This window comes from Amycolatopsis sp. NPDC003865 (genome assembly GCF_053605345.1).
The window spans coordinates 1-16,790 of record NZ_JBSGJA010000048.1; the positions used below are offsets into that span (position 1 = coordinate 1).

Genomic DNA, 16,790 nt, shown 5'->3' on the forward strand with positions numbered 1-16,790 from the left:
AAGATAGGCCTGGCGCTCGTCGCTCAGCTTCCTCGGACCTTGAGGCGAGCGATCCTCCCGGATCTCGAACACTGCAACCCCTGAACAGCTCAGGCGTTGCAACCACCACTAGAACCCAAGCGCGGAAGGGGCCTTTTCACTGGGCCGCGGGACCGTGCCAGCGTTCGACCAGCTCGTCCGGCGGCTTGATGCCCAGCAGGTCGCACAGCCGGCCGACCTGGTGGTCCACCAGGTCGCCCAGGGTCTTCGGACGGCCGTAGAACGCGGGCATCAGCGGCGCGAGGATGCCGCCCATCTCGGTCACCTGCGTCATCGCGCGCAGGTGCCCCAGGTGCAACGGCGTCTCGCGCAGCGCGACCACGAGCTTGCGCCGCTCCTTCAACGTCACGTCGGCCGCGCGCACCAGCAGGCTGTCGTTCTGCGACCAGGCGATGGCCCCGAGCGACCGCACCGAGCACGGCAGCACGACCATCGCGTCGATCGGGAACGACCCGCTCGAGATCGGCGCCGCGATGTCACCGGGCCGGTAGGTGAAATCGGCGAGCGAGGCCACCGACGCAGGCGTCCAGTCGGTCTCGAAGGCGATCGTCTGCCGGGCCGCCGGCGTCACCACCAGGTGCGTCTCGACCTCGGGCATGCCCTTGAGGATCTCCAGCAACCGGATCCCGTAGATCGCACCGCTGGAGCCGGACATCCCGACCACCAGCCGGAACGGCTCAGTCATGCTTCGCCCGCCTCCGCTCCGCCTGCTGCTCCTTGACGACCTCGACGGGGCCGCGCCGGGCCTCCTCCTCGACCATCCGCCGCCACTCGGTCAGCGAGACGTCGGGGCGGTAGAGCCGCTCCGGCGGGGCGTCGGTGACCTCGACCATCAGCCGGTCCTCGTCGTTGAACATGCCGTGGAACACCCAGCGGGCCCACGTCCAGTAATAGAGCCAAAAACGACGGTTGCGCCACTTGCCCTGGTTCATCACGGCGAGCTGGACGTACGTGTGGTCCTCCGCGGTCGCGGCGACCCACCACTCGAAGTGCGACCACTCCGCGTACTTCACGCGCAGGGTGCCGGGCAGCCGCAGCGACACCTTCGTCTTGTTGCCCTCACGCCGCCGGTACCACTTCTTCTTGGGGAAGTCGCCGAGACCGGGGAACGACGCGCTGTAGTGCATCTTGTCCTTGCGGCGGGTGATCCACGGCCCGTCGCGGATGACCTTCATCTCGCTCCACACCGGCATCTTCACGCGCTTGGTCCACAACGCGTTGCGGTGCAGCCATTTCGCGTGGCCGTCGTCGAAGCCGTTCTCCGCGCCGAAGCGCCAGTTGCCCTCGCGCACGGTGATCCGGCCGACGACGATCGCGGCCGGGTCCAGCAGCTCCTCGGGGACGTCGTCCTCGAAGGGACGTGCCGGGCCGTCGCCCAGCCACAGCCAGACCAGGCCGCGCGCCTCCTCGACCGGGTACGTCCGCACGGTGACCTTGCCGCAGATCGGCGACTCGGGACCGTCGGTGATCGCCGCGACCAGCACGCCGGTCTCCAGGTCGAACGTCCAGCCGTGGTAGCAGCAGCTCCACGTGCCGGGGAACTCCTGTGAAGACATCTCGTGGCTCAGCGGGACCCCGCGGTGCGGGCAGCGGTCGTGCAGCGCGCGGACCGCGCCGCCGTCGCGGATCAGCATGATCTTCTCGCCGAGCACGCGTACCGCGCGCGGCTTGCGGCCGACCTTGCGCGACCACGCCACCGGGTACCAGTACTCGCGGAAGCCGAGCGCCGCCTTCTCGTAGCGCGGCCAGGTCGACCAGTCGCGGCGGCCGGGGCCGCCGACGGTCGCCTGCCGGCGCGCCGGCGTGGCCCGCTCGTCGCCAACAGTGTCGGTCATCGGTCTTCTCCTCGGCTGCTCGCAGGGAGTTCACGCAGTTCGGCCCGCTGCCGGGTGGTCACGTCCACGACGACGCCGATGAGCAGGTCGACCAGCCGGCGCATGGCGGGCAGGTCCGCGACGCCCATGGAGAACCCTTCGAACGGGCTCGGCACCTCGGGGGGCGGCAGGCCGATCCGCGCGGTCGGGATGCCGTGGCGGCGCAGCACCCCGCCGTCGGACAGGCCGCTGCCCGGCTTGCCCGGCACGTGCGGCCGGCCTTCGACGTCTTCCCAGGCCTGGATCAGCCGGGTGACGACCGGGCTGTCCGCCCGGGTGGCCGAGCCCGCCTGGCCCGCGACCAGCTCGACCTCGACGCCGACGTCGGGTTCGGCCGCGCGCAGCTCGGCGACGACCGCTTCGAACTGCCCGGCGACGTCGTTGACCGTCGTGCGCGGGTTGACCCGCAGGTCGACCCAGAACTCGCAGGTCGCCGGGTTGAACGCCGGCTTGGTGCCGTCGCCGGCCCGGATCGCGGTGATCGCGCCCTGCGGCGCCACCTGGCCCGAGGAGTTGCGCGCGGTGTACTCGGCGAACCAGCTCTCCAGCCGCCCGATCATCCGCGCGGCGGCGAGGATCGCGTTGGTGTAGTGCCCCTTGTGCCTGCTGCCGGTGTAGCCGACCGAACCGCGCACGACGACGCGGAAGATCGCGAACCCGACCTCCTCGTGCACCACCGAGTAGCCCGGCTTGAGCACGATCGCGAGGTCGGCGGAGCACTGGCCGTGGTCCACCAGGAACTGGGTGCCGACGTTCATCCCCGAGTTGCGCCGTGAGGACGTCTCGCTGCCCAGCACCGGCATGCTGCCGCCGACCAGCGCGACCACCAGCTGCCCGTCCAGCGGCACGCCGCAGCGGTGCACGGCGAGCGCGGCGGCCAGCGCGCAGCTGGCGAACGCCTTGGGGTTCTCCGCGCCGAGCCCGACGACCTTGTCGCCGTAGCGCTGCGCGGGCAGCGTGAAGTCGTCGCGGGGCCGTTCGCCGAGCCACGGCGCGTCCTCCCGGCCCGGCGCGAACGCCGTGTCGAGCGGCGCGAGCAGCAGCAGCTGCGCGCCCGCGCGGCCGGTGCCGACCCGGGTGACGAGGTTGGCCTGGCGCTCGTCGATGGTCTGCAGCCGGCTGTCGAGCCCGGCCGAGGACATCACGTCGCGGAAGTACTCAGCCAGCTCACGCTCGCACCCGGTCGGGCTGGGGATGTCGGTGGCCGCCTGGCACAGCAGGGCCAGCTCGTCCTCGTCGACCTCGGCGCGGGCGGCCTTGACCCACTCGCGCTGCCAGCCGGACAGCTTCGTGATGTCCGGGTCGATGGCGTCCGGGGTCATGACGTCTTGATCTCGGTGCCGGTCACGTGGTGGTGGCCCCACAGGCTGGTCGGCCCGGCCAGCTGCCGCGTCGACCACGCCTCGGTGTCCACGTCGAGACCGTCCCAGCCGTACTCGATCTCCCAGCCCGACGGCGTTTCGAGGTAGAAGGACACGGCGCGGTCGTTGCTGTGCCTGCCGAGCGTGCGCGTGACGATCCGGCGGTCGTAGGCGACGTCGATCGTCGAGCCGACGTCGTCGAGCGTCGTGGTCTCCAGCATGATGTGCCGCAGGCCGGGTTCGTCGGTCTCCACCAGCGCGATCGAGTGGTGGCGCGGGTTGCAGTGCAGGAACGCGATGAAGCCCTTGAACGTGTCGCTGACGCCGAAGCCGAGCGTGCCCACCAGGAACTCGAGCGTCTCGGCGTAGTTCGTGACGCCGACGACGGCGTGGCCCATGCCGTGCTCGCCGGTCCGGTAGCCGTCGAGCGCGCGCGTCAGGCGCAGCGGCCGGAAGTCGGCTTCCTGGCCGTAGCAGAGTTCGTGCCGCAGCCCGGACGGGTCTTCGAGCCACAGCATGCCCGCGACGCGCCGGTCGGCGCACTCCGCCGCCGTCGCCCGGGTCACCGCGACGCCGGCCGCGGTCAGCTCGCGTTCGAGGGCGGCCAGGTCGGCGGCGCTCGCCACCTCCCAGCCCAGCCAGGCCAGCCCCTCGGTGTCGCCGTGGCGGAGGTCGAAGCGGTACGCGCGTTCGTCCATGCGCAGCAGCAGGCGCTCGTCGTCGACCCACCGGCCGGGCAGGCCGAGGACGTCCGCGGCGAACGTCTCCCAAGCTGGTAAGTCCGTTGTGGACAGTCCGGCGTAGGCGAGGCTGCGGATGCGCATGGGGTCGGTCCTCCTGCTGGTCACTCCGCGCTGCCCAGGAATTCGAGCACCACGCGGTCGTGTTCGTCGGGCTGCTCCCACTGCGGCCAGTGCGCGGCGTCGGCGACGCAGTGGAAGGCCGCGCCCGGGATGAGTTTCGCGATCCGGCGGCCCACGTCGGGCCCGCTGCCGGGGTTGTGGTCCGACCACAGCACGAGCGTCGGCACGCTCACCGTGGCCAGCCGGTCCTCGGAGATCCGCCGGTTCGGCCCGGAGCCGAACCCGAAGGAGTTCTCGAACACCGTGCGCAGCGCGGCGTTCGCCGCCGGCTCGGCGTAGATCCGGCGGCGGACCTCGACCAGCTCGTCGGTGACCCGGTCCGGGGTGGCCATCAGCCACTCGAGGCGCTTGCGGATGGTCTCCGGCGTCGGGTTCCCGATGGCGGCCAGCGACCGGGCCCGCAGGGCCTCACGCCCTTCGGCGGGCCGTTCGTGCACCGAGCCCGGGTCCCACTTGATGCCGGCGGTGGTGTTGAGCACCAGCTTCCCGACGCGGTCGGGGTGCTCCAGGGCGAGGGTCAGCGCGACCCAGCCGCCGAGCGACTCGCCTTCGAGGTGTGCGCGTTCGATGCCTTCGGAGTCGAGCAGGTCGAGCACCTGCTCGACGTAAGCGCCGACGGCGTCGTGGGTGAACTCCGGCTTGGCGGAGAAACCGTGCCAGAGCAGGTCGATCGCCATCGCGCGGTAGTGCTCGCCGAGCCTGGTCACGTTGCGCGCGTAGGCCTCGGCGTGCCCGCCCACACCGTGCAGCAGGACGAGCGGCTCGCCGTCACCGGCTTCGACCACGCGGGTCCGGTACTTCTCGCCGAGGAGGTGGGTCTGGCTGCCCAGCAGCTCGGTCCAAATGGTCACCTCGGTACTCCCAACGGGTCGGCGGGCCCGGCCGGGACCGGTGTTTCGTGGCAGGGGCGGCAGGACTCGAACCTGCAACCGTCGGTGTTGGAAACCGCTGCTCTGGCCAGTTGAGAGCTACACCCCTTCGCGACCGGTTGCCCGGTGCGAGATCATTGTGCGACGGAACTTTTGGGGAAGTTCCTAGCTTGCTCCGAACCGGTCGGGAGTGAAGACGCCGACCAGCGGGTCGGGCTCGCCCCCGACGATCCGGGCCGCGAGGGCCTTGCCGAACAGCGGCGCCAACGTGACTCCGGCGCTGGCGACGGCCTCGTAGTACCCCGGCACGGCGGACAGCGGGCCGACGCTCGGCAGCTCGTCACGCGCACACCGCGCGTCGACCACCTCGGCCGTCCGGACGGTCGCGGTCCCCAGCAGCGGCACCACCTTCGCCGCCCGGTCCAGCAGGTCCTTCACGAACTCCGGGTCGGGCGGCCCCGAGCGGGGCGGCAGCCCGCGGTCGACGCGGTCCGAGCGCAGCACCACCCGGCCGGGCCCGTCCGGCCGGATGCTGACCTCGGGCGCGCGCAGGATGTACGGCAGCGGGTCGCCGTCCACCAGCAGGTGCGCGATCAGGCTGCGCCGCGGCGGCCCGAGGAACGGGCGGGCGCCGGCCAGGGCGCCGATCTCGTCGGCGGCCGATCCGGTGGCGTTGACCACGGCGTCGGCCTCGATGCGGCGGCCGTCCGCGAGCCCGACGCCGCGCGACACCGACGTCACCTCGGCGTTCAGCTCCAGCGTCGCGCCGAGGGAAACCGCCTGGTCGAGGAGGTGGCGGGTGAAGGCGACCGCGTCGATCCAGCCTTCGGACGGCAGGAACGCGACCGGTCCGGACGCGGGGAAGACCACCGAAGAGTCAGCCGCGGTGTACCGCTCGACCGGGCAGCCCCACTCTTCGAGCTGGGCGAGGTAGCCGATGAACGACTCGTCGTCGGTCCAGGCCACCGTGCCGGTGCGGTGCCACCAGGGCGCGGCGTCCCCGGCCAGCGCCGCGTGCTCCTTGATGCCCGCTTGGTTCAGCTCGAAGTACGCCTTCGGGAACCGCCGGTACGCCGTCGCGGTGGCGAACCCGACTTCCGTGGTGCCCGCGGCGGGCCGGTCCGCGCGGTCGACGCAGTGCACCCGCGCCCCGCGCCGGGCGAGGTGGTAGGTCACCGCGGCCCCGATGACGCCGGCGCCGATGACGACCACCTTCGGCGCCATCAGTAGAGCCCTTCCGGCGCGGCCTGGCTGACCTGCAGCGGCCGCACGTTGTAGACGCCGTCGACGGGCCACGCACCCTTGGTGTCGTAGCGCGTGGCTTCGTCGCGCTCCAGCAGGTTGGGCAGGAACAGGTCTTCGTGCAGCACAGTCAGCTTCAACTGTCCATTGTCGACGTTCTTGCGGAAGTCCGACGGGTCCACCACGGACATCGTCACCTGCGGGTAGGTCGGCGCGTAAGGGAGAATCGCCCCGCCGTCCTCGGGGTGCAGGCTCACGGCGTTGCCGAAGGTGTTGCCGTAGCCCGACCGCACGAGCCCGCCGTCCAACGCGCGTACGAAGTCCTGGTACATCCGCGGGCTCATGTGCGTGCCGCCCAGGCGCACGCCGTCGAGCGCGGCGACCAGCTCCGGCTGCCGGGCGATCAGCTTCTGCAGCAGGGCCGGGGTGGTGTTGAGGTAGTGGACGTGCTGCGAGCGCAGGATGTCGACGATCTGGCCGAGCACGTGGTCGGTGTACTCCCCCAGCTCCTTCATCTTGCCGGCGCGGATGAGCTGCTTGATCCACCGCGGGTCCATGTCGATGCCGTAGACGAGCCCGGCCAGCTGCTCGGACAGCTCGATCGCGCCGTTGCCGATCTGGTGCGGCCCGCTCGGCGTCGCCTGCAGCCAGGTCCGGCCGGCCCGGTAGCCGTCGAAGAGGTACGACCAGCGCCGCCACTCGACGCGGTGGGTCATCATGTCCTCGGTGTAGAACACGCGCACCGGGTCGCCGGTGGTGCCACCGGACTCCCAGACACGCCCGGTCAGCGGCCGCGGCACGATGCGCGGCACCAGGTCGCCGGGGTCCATGCCGCGCAGGTCGCCGGGCGGGAACGGGCCGAACTCGGCGAGCTGGTCGTACCGGGTGATGTCCATCGGGTCGAACGACAGCTCGGTCGCGCGCTTGAGCCAGTACGGGCTGCCGAGCTCGGGGTTGAAGTGCCGCCGCACCACGTGCCGCGTCCACGCGTCGAGGTCGAGGGACAACCAGTGGTCGGTCAGGCTGGCACGTTCGTGCGTGCGGGTGCTCACGGTCTCTCCTTGCTTCACGGGGCGACGAGGTCGACGGCGTAGTCGTAGATCGCCGTCATGGCCTCGGTGACGTGGTGCGGCTCGGTGATCCGCACGACGGGGAACGGGAAGTCGAGGACCCCGGCGGGCAGCGTCGGGCCGAGCACGAAGGCGAGCCGTACTCCTCGGGCCTCCATGCCGGCGCAGACGTGCGGCAGGCTCATCGTCGTGGTCTTGTTGCGCTGGAACAGATCCCGGATCTCCGCCGCGGTCGTCAGCGCTCGTTCCTCGAGGAACGAGCACACCGGGATCCGCGGGTCCGCCACGGTCATCGCGGCCACCGTCGGCGCCATGAAGTCGGTCGCGTACTGCCGCAGCGGCGAGTGCACGGCGAAAGGCTGTCCGTCGATGACGCTGACCAGGCCGGGCGGGCTCTGCGCGACGAGCTTGTCCAGGGCCTCGGTGGTGCCGCTGAGCATGAGCAGCCGGGCGGTCCCGTCGGCGAGCACGCCGAAGTCGCCGCCGAGGTACACGCCCAGACGGCGGTCGCCGTAGTAGTACGTCGGATCTTCGGTCACCGGCAGGAAGGCGATGGCCGCGCCCTGGGCCGGCGGCGCCGGGTCCGGCAGCGGCGTCTTCGCTTCGCGCACCAGCAGGTCGAACAGGGTCCGCCGGTCGACGGCGCCCGCCACGGAGCTCGCGATCAGGCCGCCGAGGCTGATGCCACCGGCGACGGCCGGGTGGACGTCGGCATCGGCGAGGACGTCGTGGATGCCGAGCGCCAGCGCGGCCAGCCGCATCCCGGCCTGGCTGAAGCGGTCGTGGTCGCCGCGGGGCTCGAACTCGCCGCGCAGCAGCACACGCGGCTCGATCCCGGTCCAGTCGCGGACCTCTTCGTACGTCCGGCGCATCGCCGGGTAGGCCTCGTAGAGGTGGGCGCCGTGCTCCGGGTCGGGATCGGAGATGTTCGCACCGAAGAGATACCCCAGAGTCACCGAATTCCCCTTACGCACGATCCGACGCGGCTGCCGCGACGCTACTGACCGTTTCCCGGGTGCCGCCGGGCTAGCACCCGGGCTCTAGGCAAAACCTCAGCTCCGCGCGCCGGGGTTCTTAAGGGTTACCCCAGGGATGGATTGCTAGGGCGGGTATCGCGGGGAGGGCGGGCGGGTCGACGCTGGCGGCTCGTCAGCCCATCCGTCGGAGGGATCAGAAGTGGAGTATGGCGTCTCGCTGCTGCCGGACTGCGACCCGCGGACCACGTCCGCCTCGCAGTACTTCCAGGACGTGCTGGAGGTCAGCGTCCTCGCCGACCGGCTCGGCCTGGACTACGTCAAGATGACCGAGCACTACCTGCGTTCCTACGGTGGGTACTCCCCCAGCCCGCTGGCCTTCCTGTCGGCCGTGGCCGCACGCACGCAGTCGATCCGCCTGATGACGGGCGGGATCCAGGCGTCGTTCCACCACCCGATCCAGATCGCCGCGCACGCGGCCCAGGTCGACGTGATGAGCGGCGGCCGCCTCGACGTCGGCTTCGCGCGGGCGTTCCTGCCGTACGAGTTCGAGGCGTTCGGCGTCGACATGGACACCAGCCGCGAGCGCTTCCTGGCGACGATCGAGGCCGTCGTCCGGCTGTGGTCCGAAACGGACGTCACCGAGGACACGCCGTTCTTCTCCTACGAGAACGCGAATTCGCTCCCCGCCCCGGTGCAGCAGCCCGGGCCGCCGGTGTGGGTGGCCGCGCTGGCGACCCCGGCGAGCTTCGACTGGACCGGCCGCAAGGGGTTCAACCTGCTGATCAGCTCGACCCAGCTGAACGAGATGGCCCGCAAGCGCGAGTACGTCGAGCTCTACCGCAGCGCTTTCCTGGAGCACCACGGGGAATCCGGCCGCAAGCCGAAGTTCGCGGTGAGCATCCCCCTGCTGATCGCCGACAGCGACGAAGAGGCACGCGAGCTGGCGGTGCCGTACATGGTGAAGTCGTTCAACGCGTTCAAGGAAGCGATCCTGTCCTGGCACAACGTGGAATCCCCGGCGTACGAGGGTTACACGGCGATGGCGCGGCAGATGGCGAGCTTCGACCTGGAGACCGAAGGGCTCGAGGCCAAGGCGGTCGTCGGCTCGCCGGACACCGTGCGCGGGCGGATCGAAGAGGTGCGTGACGTGCTCGGCCCGGACGTGATCCTGTGGAACCTGGACTTCGGCGGCCAGTCGGCCGAGACCATGACCCGGACGCTGAACCTGTTCGCGGACAAGGTGATGCCCGCGTTCGCCTGACTTCCCCCGCTCCCAGGGTGAGAAGGCGGAAGGCCCCGGCGACTTCGGTCGCCGGGGCCTTTCGTGTGGTCCGGGGTCAGCCGCTGAAGCCGAGGCCGCCCTGGGCGGCGATCATCGTCAGCCGGATGCCGCGCAGCGCCTTCTCCAGGCCCGGCGCCACCTCGCCGACGCGGTCGGTCAGCTCCTCGATGCGGTCCTTGTACTCGCCCTTGCTCTCCTTGCGCGTGACCACGCTCGGGACCGTGCCCGCGGCCGCCAGCGCCACCAGCGCCGCGTCGTCCGCGCCGATCTCGGCGGCCGGGGTCGAGCCGTGCAGGACCTCGACCGCGTGCTCCTGCAGGGCCGTCGCCACCGCCGGGTCGGTCACGGTCACGTGGGTCTTCGGGACCAGGCCGAGGACCTTCTTCTCCTCGACCGCGACCAGCTTCCGCTCGGCCAGCTGCTCCTCGATCTGGTCGAGGGTTTCCTTGTAGTCGTGCCGGATCCACGACTTCCAGCTGCGCTTCTCGTTGCCGATCTGGGCGAGCAGCCGGTCGAGCACCGGGTCGCCGGTCGGGTCGGACTTCACCAGCACGGCGTCGCCGTCTTCGTCGGCGATGTTGCCGCGCAGCGCCAGCTCCGTGAGCACGCCCGCGCGGGTCAGGAACGCCGTGCGCGTGCGGTCGTAGAGGTCTTCCTTCTCGACGTCGTAGGCGAGGAGGTAGGCGCGGTAGTGAACGGAGGTCGGCGTGTCGGTCATGTCGGTCACCCGTTTCTGTGGCTTGCGTACCACTCGATCTTCGCGGATCGGAACCGGCGCGGAAAACGGCCAAAGGTTGACAGCCGGTGACGGAAGGTTGTCGGTTCACAACCTTAGTTGTTCCGGCAGGCGGAGTAACCGGGCTTAGCAGTCTCTCTAGAGGTCGGCCGATCGGGTGGACTCGCGCCGGAGCGGGCGGTTAAGAGAAAGGGACCACTCACCACTATCCGCAATGGACGGCTCATGACCGCTCGAAGTGCCAGGCGTGGGGTGCTGTTCCTCTCCCTCCTCGGCCTGCTCGCCCCCGTGGTGCCCGCCGGCGCCGCACCGCAGGCGGTTCCGGCCGTCTCGACCCTCCAGCAGATCGTGCCGGCCCCGGTGTCGGTGACGCCGGACCCGGCCGTCCGCTACCGGCTCGGACCGGACGCGGTGGTGTTCACCTCCGGCGGCGCCGACGCCCGCCAGGTCGGCGACTACCTCGCCGGCCTGCTGCGCCCGGCGACCCGGTTCCGGCTCCCCGTGATCACCACGCCCGCCCTCCCCAAGGCGCTGCCCGGGATCTCGCTCGTGCTCGGCGGTGCCGACCCCCGCGTCGGCGCCGAGGGCTACCAGCTCGACAGCACCGCCTCCGGCGTCACCATCCGGGCCGCCAAGCCCGCCGGCCTGTTCAACGGCGTCCAGACGCTGCGGCAGCTCCTGCCCGCGTCGCTCGGCGGCCCGATCACCGTGCCCGGCGGCCACGTCCTGGACTACCCGCGCTACGCCTACCGGGGCGCGATGCTCGACGTCGCCCGGCACTTCCTGCCGGTGGCCGACGTCAAGAAGTACATCGACGACATCGCGCTGTACAAGATCAACAACCTGCACTTCCACCTGACCGACGACCAGGGCTGGCGGCTGCAGATCACCGGCTGGCCGAACCTGACCGCGAAGGGCGCGAGCACCGGCTCCGGCGGCGGCGTGGGCGGGTTCTACACCCAGGCCCAGTACCGCGACATCGTCGCCTACGCGCAGAGCCGGCACGTCACGGTCATCCCCGAGATCGACATGCCGTCGCACTTCGGCGCGGCACTGTCCTCCTACGCCGAACTGAACTGCGACGGCGTAGCCGGGCCGGTCTACACCGGCCTCACCCCCGCGCCGCGGTCCGACCTGTGCGTGGACAAGCCTGTCACGTACAAGTTCATCGACGACGTGCTCACCCAGGTCGCCGCGCTGACCCCGGGCGGCTACCTCGACGTCGGCGGCGACGAGATCCAGGACCTCACCGACGCCCAGTACACGGCGTTCATGAAGAAGATCGCGCCGATGGTGGCCAAGCTCGGCAAGAAGCTGCTGGGCTGGGCGGAGATGCTCACCGCGACCCCGCCGCAGGGCGCGACCGGCGAGTTCTGGATCTACGACGGCACCCAGAACGAGGTCGGCGAAGCCAGCCAGAAGGGCGCGAAGCTGATCATGGCGCCCTGCGTCTACACCTATCTGGACATGAAGTACGCGCCCGGCGTCCCGGCCGGCGACCTCGGTCTCGAGTGGGCGGGCGACATCAGCGTCCAAGCCGCGTACGGCTGGGACCCGACGGCGGTCGTGCCGGGTGCCCTGAACTCGAACATCGACGGTGTCGAGGCTCCCTTGTGGACGGACACCGTGCGCAGCCTCGACGACGCCCGCTACCTGGCCTTCCCGCGGCTGCCCGCGATCGCCGAGATCGGCTGGTCGCCGCAGGCGAGCCACGACTGGACGTCGTTCGCGTCGCGGCTGGCGGCCCAGGGCCCGCGCTGGACGGCGGCGGGCGTGAAGTTCTACCCCGCACCGGAAATCCCGTGGCAGAAGAACTGAGGCCCCCCATGACGGACAAGGACGGGCGCGTCTGGGAGGCCTACTGGACGGACCTCCCGGACCGCGCGGGCGCGGCGTTCTGGGACTGCGAGCCCGCCGACGGCGCGGCCGCGCACGCCGAGCTGTTCAAGGCGCACTTCGACCCCGCGCTGCCGCTGGTCGACCTCGGCTGCGGCAACGGGACCCAGACGCGGTACCTGGCCGGGTCGTACGACCGGGTGGTCGGCGTCGACATCGCGGAAGCCGCGCTGAACCGGGCGCGGACGGAGAACGGCGCGGACAACGTGTCGTACGAACCGCTGGACGTGCTGGACTCCTCGGCGGTGGCGGCGTTCCGATCCCGCTACGGCGACGTGAACATCTACGTGTCGGGCGTGATCCACCAGCTGCCGGTCGAGAAGCGGGTGGCGTGCGCGCGCAACCTGGCCGTGCTGGCCGGGGCGCGCGGGTGCGTGTTCAACCAGGAGCTGACGCCGGCGAGCTACACGTACATGCAGCAGCTCATCGCCGACCCCGCCAACGACCTGCCCAAGCTGGAGCGGGTGTCGATCTACTTCGGCATCGGCCTCCAGCCGGCGGCGGGCGAAGCGGAGCTGGAGACGGTCTACGAGGTGGCGGGCTTCACGATCGTGGACGGCGGCGAGCTGTTGCTGCGCACGACGGAGACCCTCTCCGACGGTTCGGTGTTGAACCTGCCGACCCACTACGTCATCGCCCGGGCCTGAGCGCACGGAGGAGGGGCGGTCCCGGCGTCGGGACCGCCCCTCCTCGTTTCCCGGTCGGGGCGGGAAGTCAGTGCGCGGCGGCCAGCTTGGCGCGATCGGTCTTGCCGTTGGCCGTGCGGGGAAGCTCCTCCGCCGTGACGACCTGGTCCACGATCATGTACTTCGGCAGGTGGGCCGCGCAGTGGGCCTTCATCCCCAGCAGCGTCACACGCTCGCCCGGACGCGGGACGATCACCGCGCGCAGCCGCGCGTCGATGCCCGCACCCGCGACCACCACCGCCACCTCCGCGACCGCCGGGTGGCGGGCCAGCGCCGTCTCGATCTCGCCCAGCTCGACGCGGTGGCCGCGCAGCTTGACCATCGCGTCGCGGCGGCCCGCGTACTCCAGCTCGCCCGCCGCGTCGTACCGGCCCAGGTCGCCGGTGCGGTAGCCGCCCAGCTGCGGGGCCGCGCCCCAGTACCCCAGCATGACCGTCGGTCCCTCGACGACGATCTCGCCGTCCGAAAGCGTCAGCGTCGCGCCCGAGCAGGCCCGGCCGATCGGCAGCGAGCCGGTCCGCGCGAGGTCGGCGGACGTCACCTCGTAGCTCGTGACGACGTTCGTCTCGGTCGGGCCGTACCAGTTGAACAGCCGCACGTCCGGCCACGCGCGGCACAGCGCCTGCACCCCGGCGATCGGGAACGGCTCCCCGGCGAACACGCAGACCCGCAGGGAAGCCGGGACGGCCCGGTCCAGCAGGCCGCCGTGGCGCATCATCAGCAGCAGCGCCGAGGGCACCGAATACCAGACGCTGATCCCGCGCCCGTGCAGGAACTCCGTCAGCTCGGCGGGCGAGTACGACAGATCCGAACCGGCCAGGTCCACCGACGCCCCGGCGAGGAACGCGCCGTAGAGGTCGAACACCGACAGGTCGAAGTTGAACGGCGCGTGGTTGGCCAGCCGGTCCCCCGCGTGCAACCCGGTCTCCGCGGCCGCCCATCCCACGAACGCGAGCGCGTTGCGGTGGCTGATCAGGACGCCCTTCGGCGCGCCGGTCGAGCCGGACGTGTAGAGGATGTAGGCGGGCTCGTCCGGGCCGACGTGCTCGACCGGCACCGAACCGTCGCTCGTGGACAGTGCGGCGAGCGAGCTGAGCGGCGGCAGGTTCACGCCCCAGCCGGCTGTCGTGTCCGTGACGACCAGCGCGGGCGTGCAGCTCTCGGCGATGAGCCGCACCCGCGAGACCGGGTTCGACGGCGCGACCGGCACGTAGACCGCGCCCAGCCGCAGCGCCGCCTGCATGAGCGCCACCACTTCGACGCTCTTCTCGGCCCAGATCAGCACGCGGTCGCCGCGGCGGACCCCGGCGGCGTGCAGGCCGGCGGCCTGGCGGGCGGCCAGCTCGTCGAGCTGCCGGTAGGTGACGGTCGTGTCGCCGCAGTGCACGGCCGGGGCGTCCGGCGTGCGTCCGGCGGCGGCGAGGACCAGCTCGTGCAGCATCACAACCCCAATTCCATCGCCACGAGCTGCCGCTGGACGTCGGAGGCGCCGGAGAAGATCGTCCCGCCGATCGCGTCCCGCAGCGCGGCTTCGATCCCCTGCTCCCGCAGGTAGCCGCGGCTGCCGAACAGCTGGACGGCGTCGGTCGCGCTCGCCACCGTGCCCTCCGACACCGCGAGCTTCGACAGCGCCGCGTACAGCGTCGCGTCCTCGCCCCGGTCGAGCGCCCAGCACGCCCGGTACAGCAGCAGGCGGGCGCTTTCGGCCCGCAGCTTCATCTCCACGACCCGGTTGGACACCGACTGGAACTCCGCGAGCCGCTTGCCGAACTGGCGGCGGCCGCGCACGTGCTCGAGGCACCGGTCGATCAGCCGGTCCTGCACGCCGAGGTACAGCGCGAACAGGCAGGCCCGTTCCCAGCCCATCGAGTGCTGGAAGATCGCCGAGCCCTGGCCGGGTTCGCCGAGGACGGCGGCCGCGGGCACGAAGCAGTCGGTGAACGTGATCTCCGAGGCCAGGCAGCCTTCCATGCCGAGCTTGCCGAACGGCTCGCCCCGGGTGATGCCGGGCGAGTGGGCGTCGAGCGCGAACGCCGTGATGCTCCAGTGGCCGGCGGCCGGGTCGGTGACCGCGTAGGTGACCAGGACGTCGGCGACGGGACCGTTGCTGACGAAGCTCTTGACGCCGTTGAGCAGGTAGCCGCCGTCCACCGGCGACGCCGTGGTCCGCAGCGCGCCGACGTCGGAGCCCGCTTCGGGCTCGGTCATCGCGTTGCCGGCGATGAGGTCGCCCGCGGCGAGGCCCGGCAACAGCCGCTCGCGCAAGGCTTCCGCCGCGAAGTCGACGATCGGCATGGTGCAGGCGAACAGGTGCGCGGCCGCGCCGAAGACCAGACCGGTGTCGGGGCAGCCCCGTCCGGCGGCTTCGAACACCCGCGCCGTCTCCAGGGCGGTCAGGCCACCACCGCCGTGCTCGCCGGGCACGCTGGCGCCGAGGACGCCGAACTTGCCCAGCAGCGCCCAGTTTTCCCGCCGGAACGCGTACTCGGACGCGGCCGGGAAGGCCGCGCGGGTGTCGGCCACCGTCCGGTCGTAGCGCTGCCGCTGGTCCGCGGTCCAGCCGAAGTCCATCCGCCCACCTCCACGAGTGTCCGCGCCCGAGGCTAACGGCGGATTGTCTGGCGAAATCCCTGAATGCGCGGTGCGAGCATGGCCGGTGTGACCCGACACGTCGTGCTCTGCACCCTGCCCGGTTTCGGGCACGTGACCCCGGTTCTGGACGTCCTCGGCGAGCTGGTCCGGCGCGGCCACCGGGTCACGGTGGCGACCGGCAGCGCGTTCGCCGACCGGATCGCCGCGACGGGCGCCCGTCCGCTCGGCTACGACGAGCCGGCCGACGACCCGGGTTCGCACCGGCTGGCGGCGGCGCTGACCGGGGCGGGCAGCTGCCTCGGGCCGCTGGCGCCGGTGCGGAAGCTCCTGGCCGACGACCCGCCCGACGTGCTCGCCTTCGACTCGACGATGTGGATCGCGGGCCGGGTGCTCGCCCACGACGTCCCGTGCCCGACGGTCCAGCTCTCGGCGTGTTTCGCGTCCAACGAGCACTACTCGCTGCCCGCGCACGTGGCGCGCTACCCGGCTCCGGAGTCCACTGAGGACTCTTGTGACTTCGGCGCGGACCTGACCGCCCTGCTGGCGGCCGAAGCTCCCGGCCGGACCGCGGAGGAGTTCCTCGACGACGGCCGCGACCACAAGCTGGTCCTCATCCCCCGCGGCTTCCAGTACGCGGGCGAGACGTTCGACGCGCGGCACACGTTCACCGGCCCGTGCTTCGGACCGCAGCGGCCGTTGACGGGCTGGGAGCCGCCGTCCGGTGGCCACCCGGTGCTGCTGGTGTCGCTGGGCACGTCGGCGTTCAACGACCAGCCGGGCTTCTTCCGCCAGTGCGCAAGCGCTTTCGCGGACCTGCCGTGGCAGTTGGTGATGACGCTGGGTGGCGGCGTGGATCCGGCGTCGCTGGGGCCGTTGCCGCCGAACGTCGAGGCGCACCAGTGGGTTCCGCACCCGGCGGTGCTGCGGCACGCGTCGGCGTTCGTGACGTCGGCGGGCATGGGCAGCGTGATGGAGGCGTTCTTCTGCGGGACCCCGCTCGTGCTGGTGCCGATGCACGGCGAGCAGGAGGTCAACACCAAGCGGGTGGTCGAGCTGGGCCTCGGCCGCCGCCTCCCCCGCGAGGACGTGACGCCGGAGTCGATCCGGGACGCGGTCCTGGCGGTCGCGGCCGACGACGGCATCGGCGCCCGGATGCGCGCGATGCGTGACCACACGCGCGAGAGCGGCGGCTCGGCCGCGGCGGCCGACCGCATCCTCAAGCGCTGCAAGGGCTCGCTCGACATTGCGCCGCTGCGTCCATGCCCGCGCTACGTCGATCAGCAACCTGCCCCGCCGCTCGGGA

The 16,790-nt window shown here is 71.5% G+C and carries 15 protein-coding genes and 1 tRNA gene; 4 read left to right on the plus strand and 12 right to left on the minus strand.

The window, feature by feature from the left end; all coding sequences use genetic code 11:
* Nucleotides 1–136: 136 nt before the first annotated feature.
* The 9 genes from ACWEVP_RS49950 to ACWEVP_RS49990 all read right to left on the minus strand — a co-directional run bounded on the left by ACWEVP_RS49950 (nucleotide 137) and on the right by ACWEVP_RS49990 (nucleotide 8,274).
* Entirely contained in the window at nucleotides 137–724 is a 588-nt protein-coding gene (locus ACWEVP_RS49950; RefSeq protein WP_452069658.1) for a UbiX family flavin prenyltransferase, read from the minus strand.
* Nucleotides 717–1,874, minus strand: coding sequence for a Rieske 2Fe-2S domain-containing protein (locus ACWEVP_RS49955; RefSeq protein ID WP_452069659.1), 1,158 nt, complete (start codon nucleotides 1,872–1,874; stop codon nucleotides 717–719). The genes ACWEVP_RS49950 and ACWEVP_RS49955 overlap by 8 nt, the downstream gene beginning before the upstream one ends.
* Nucleotides 1,871–3,235, minus strand: coding sequence for a M20 family metallopeptidase (locus ACWEVP_RS49960; protein ID WP_452069660.1), 1,365 nt, complete (start codon nucleotides 3,233–3,235; stop codon nucleotides 1,871–1,873). Before ACWEVP_RS49960 ends, ACWEVP_RS49955 begins: the two co-directional genes overlap by 4 nt.
* Entirely contained in the window at nucleotides 3,232–4,098 is an 867-nt protein-coding gene (locus ACWEVP_RS49965) for a VOC family protein (RefSeq protein WP_452069661.1), read from the minus strand. Before ACWEVP_RS49965 ends, ACWEVP_RS49960 begins: the two co-directional genes overlap by 4 nt.
* A 20-nt stretch (nucleotides 4,099–4,118) precedes the next feature.
* Complete coding sequence (locus ACWEVP_RS49970; RefSeq protein ID WP_452069662.1) at nucleotides 4,119–4,988, minus strand: alpha/beta fold hydrolase; 870 nt, start codon at nucleotides 4,986–4,988, stop codon at nucleotides 4,119–4,121.
* 48 nt (nucleotides 4,989–5,036) lie between these two features.
* Nucleotides 5,037–5,115 (minus strand) — tRNA-Trp (locus tag ACWEVP_RS49975).
* A 56-nt stretch (nucleotides 5,116–5,171) separates the two neighbouring features.
* The gene (locus tag ACWEVP_RS49980; RefSeq protein ID WP_452069663.1) at nucleotides 5,172–6,230 is read right to left on the minus strand and encodes an NAD(P)/FAD-dependent oxidoreductase; all 1,059 of its coding nucleotides are present in this window, start codon (nucleotides 6,228–6,230) and stop codon (nucleotides 5,172–5,174) included.
* The gene (locus ACWEVP_RS49985; RefSeq protein WP_452069664.1) at nucleotides 6,230–7,300 is read right to left on the minus strand and encodes a hypothetical protein; all 1,071 of its coding nucleotides are present in this window, start codon (nucleotides 7,298–7,300) and stop codon (nucleotides 6,230–6,232) included. Before ACWEVP_RS49985 ends, ACWEVP_RS49980 begins: the two co-directional genes overlap by 1 nt.
* Nucleotides 7,301–7,314: 14 nt before the next feature.
* Nucleotides 7,315–8,274, minus strand: coding sequence for a hypothetical protein (locus ACWEVP_RS49990; protein ID WP_452069665.1), 960 nt, complete (start codon nucleotides 8,272–8,274; stop codon nucleotides 7,315–7,317).
* Between the two features lie 220 nt (nucleotides 8,275–8,494).
* On the opposite strand from ACWEVP_RS49990, the gene ACWEVP_RS49995 reads away from it, so the two are divergent.
* The gene (locus tag ACWEVP_RS49995) at nucleotides 8,495–9,556 is read left to right on the plus strand and encodes an LLM class flavin-dependent oxidoreductase (RefSeq protein WP_452069666.1); all 1,062 of its coding nucleotides are present in this window, start codon (nucleotides 8,495–8,497) and stop codon (nucleotides 9,554–9,556) included.
* A 76-nt stretch (nucleotides 9,557–9,632) separates the two neighbouring features.
* Here ACWEVP_RS49995 and ACWEVP_RS50000 read toward each other — a convergent pair whose 3' ends face one another.
* Entirely contained in the window at nucleotides 9,633–10,295 is a 663-nt protein-coding gene (locus ACWEVP_RS50000; RefSeq protein WP_452069667.1) for a GOLPH3/VPS74 family protein, read from the minus strand.
* A 243-nt stretch (nucleotides 10,296–10,538) separates the two neighbouring features.
* Between ACWEVP_RS50000 and ACWEVP_RS50005 the strand changes: the two genes are divergently transcribed.
* Together ACWEVP_RS50005 and ACWEVP_RS50010 are read left to right on the plus strand one after the other, a co-directional pair.
* On the plus strand, nucleotides 10,539–12,131 hold the full coding sequence (locus ACWEVP_RS50005; protein WP_452069668.1) for a beta-N-acetylhexosaminidase: 1,593 nt from the start codon (nucleotides 10,539–10,541) through the stop codon (nucleotides 12,129–12,131).
* 8 nt (nucleotides 12,132–12,139) lie between these two features.
* Entirely contained in the window at nucleotides 12,140–12,856 is a 717-nt protein-coding gene (locus ACWEVP_RS50010) for a class I SAM-dependent methyltransferase (RefSeq protein ID WP_452069669.1), read from the plus strand.
* Nucleotides 12,857–12,923: 67 nt separating this feature from the next.
* On the opposite strand, the gene ACWEVP_RS50015 is transcribed toward ACWEVP_RS50010, so the two are convergent.
* Entirely contained in the window at nucleotides 12,924–14,336 is a 1,413-nt protein-coding gene (locus ACWEVP_RS50015) for an AMP-binding protein (protein WP_452069670.1), read from the minus strand.
* Nucleotides 14,336–15,466 carry an acyl-CoA dehydrogenase family protein gene (locus tag ACWEVP_RS50020; RefSeq protein WP_452069671.1) on the minus strand — a complete coding sequence of 377 codons (1,131 nt, stop codon included), beginning with the start codon at nucleotides 15,464–15,466 and terminating at the stop codon, nucleotides 14,336–14,338. The genes ACWEVP_RS50015 and ACWEVP_RS50020 overlap by 1 nt, the downstream gene beginning before the upstream one ends.
* An 87-nt stretch (nucleotides 15,467–15,553) precedes the next feature.
* On the opposite strand from ACWEVP_RS50020, the gene ACWEVP_RS50025 reads away from it, so the two are divergent.
* The coding region (locus ACWEVP_RS50025; protein ID WP_452069672.1) for a macrolide family glycosyltransferase at nucleotides 15,554–16,790 on the plus strand (1,237 nt) is incomplete at its 3' end.

What these genes read in the sequence shown, in the direction of transcription:
- ACWEVP_RS50020 (WP_452069671.1), bottom strand. Translation starts at nt 15,466, where the DNA reads ATGGACTTCGGCTGGACCGCGGACCAGCGGCAGCGCTACGACCGGACG.
- ACWEVP_RS49955 (WP_452069659.1), bottom strand. Translation starts at nt 1,874, where the DNA reads ATGACCGACACTGTTGGCGACGAGCGGGCCACGCCGGCGCGCCGGCAG.
- ACWEVP_RS49960 (WP_452069660.1), bottom strand. Translation starts at nt 3,235, where the DNA reads ATGACCCCGGACGCCATCGACCCGGACATCACGAAGCTGTCCGGCTGG.
- ACWEVP_RS50005 (WP_452069668.1), top strand. Translation starts at nt 10,539, where the DNA reads ATGACCGCTCGAAGTGCCAGGCGTGGGGTGCTGTTCCTCTCCCTCCTC.
- ACWEVP_RS49950 (WP_452069658.1), bottom strand. Translation starts at nt 724, where the DNA reads ATGACTGAGCCGTTCCGGCTGGTGGTCGGGATGTCCGGCTCCAGCGGT.
- ACWEVP_RS50000 (WP_452069667.1), bottom strand. Translation starts at nt 10,295, where the DNA reads ATGACCGACACGCCGACCTCCGTTCACTACCGCGCCTACCTCCTCGCC.
- ACWEVP_RS49980 (WP_452069663.1), bottom strand. Translation starts at nt 6,230, where the DNA reads ATGGCGCCGAAGGTGGTCGTCATCGGCGCCGGCGTCATCGGGGCCGCG.
- ACWEVP_RS49965 (WP_452069661.1), bottom strand. Translation starts at nt 4,098, where the DNA reads ATGCGCATCCGCAGCCTCGCCTACGCCGGACTGTCCACAACGGACTTA.
- ACWEVP_RS50015 (WP_452069670.1), bottom strand. Translation starts at nt 14,336, where the DNA reads ATGCTGCACGAGCTGGTCCTCGCCGCCGCCGGACGCACGCCGGACGCC.
- ACWEVP_RS50010 (WP_452069669.1), top strand. Translation starts at nt 12,140, where the DNA reads ATGACGGACAAGGACGGGCGCGTCTGGGAGGCCTACTGGACGGACCTC.